At 50.1% G+C, this 1,458-nt stretch carries 1 protein-coding gene and 1 pseudogene; both read left to right on the top strand.

Annotated features, from left to right (window positions below):
* Positions 1–206 (top strand): annotated as a pseudogene (locus AC1DSG_RS31075) (IS3 family transposase); the annotation flags it as partial.
* Positions 207–779: 573 nt separating this feature from the next.
* Entirely contained in the window at positions 780–926 is a 147-nt protein-coding gene (locus tag AC1DSG_RS31080) for a helix-turn-helix transcriptional regulator (protein WP_477794281.1), read from the top strand.
* Positions 927–1,458 lie beyond the last annotated feature (532 nt).

Genomic DNA, 1,458 nt, shown 5'->3' on the forward strand with positions numbered 1-1,458 from the left:
ACCGCCACAGCGCCCTGAAATACGTGACGCCAAACCAGCGGCACGAATGCAAAGCAACGGCTCTATTACAAGCTAGAGCAATGCTTTATGAAAATGCCAAGGAAGCTAATCCGAGCCGCTGGAGCACTCGAACACGCAACTGGAAGTTGGCAGATGCTGTGTATTTAAACCCAGAGCGCCCTGAAATTAAGAGCGCAACGGGCTAGCAACTGTAAGACAAGGCGACAGGTACCTTGACACGTACCGTTTTTTTAAAAAGGCCGTGGCGGTCACATTCTACAGAAACCTGATCAGCCAGCTATTTGCTGAGGCGACGACCGATTACCGAAAAAGAAGGGTGGTGCGAGGCATCCTCGACAAGCCGCAGCCTTTCGCGGTAGCAGCCCGCTTCGCGAGGTGATGCGCTTTGGCATCGCGGCTTTATCCCTTTCTTTTGGGGATGCAAGATGTCGAGGACGCGCGCATCGCTGTCACGCTCCGAGCTCTGCGTAAAGCAAAGGGCATTAGCCAGGATGAATTTTTCTGAAGCTCTGGCGCGCCACTACGCCAGATGCCTTGAGAATGGTAAATCGAGCATCACAATAGATAAATTTGAGGCTATTGCTTCTTTTCTGAGCGTAGAGCCTCTGATGATGATGGCTATGTGCGAGGCAGTTCGGAAGGGGCAGTCAGTCTAGGAGACAATAGAGGGAGTTCTCGCCGACGGCGCCCTCCTCAGTGAGAATGAGCTACTCGAAGCATTTCAGGCGGAAGTAAAGCAAGTCCGAGCTTCCTCTAGCCTGACCAATGATTCACGTAAAAAACTTACTGAAACGAAGACCGCACGACTTCTCAGGGCAGGTTTTGATCAGAAGGACATAGCTAAAAAGCTTGGACTTAGCCCAGCTACCGTTTACAGATACTGCAAAAAACTGAGGGCGAGATAGCATTTGGTAGGATTGAAGATTGTGGTCACACGCTAATTCACCGTGGATTAGCACCGTTTTTATGAAGCAGCGAAGCAAAGATCAATCCTTCAAACGTCTTCGMCAGATATCTCAAAACCTTCGATCAGCAACTTGAATTTTGTGAATAAGCAGCAATTGCTTCATTTCACTCCCATTTTTGAGCTTTTTTGGAAACTGTAAACGTAAAGGGTCAAAAAACCGGTAGTTTTTACAGTTTTCCGAAGCAATAGCTTCTCGCAAAAGCCCACAAGGCCTGAAAGGGCCGATTCCACGTTGATCTGCTCGATTCAGACTATGTTTACAATACCGTAGAGTGGAGAGTCGGAAGCAACGGATCTGGTGGCCATCAGTGTTCAGCTCTCAACGGGTCATTCGTGCAAAAGCGGCGATGTTAACACGCTCGCCGGGGTGTTTCAGATAGACCGAGTCGCGGCCATCGCGGGCAAGCCCGCTCCCACAGAGATTAGTGGCGTTGATCGTTCCCACGCTCTGCGTGGGAATGCCTCAAGGG

The organism is Pseudomonas sp. P5_A12 (genome assembly GCF_056400685.1).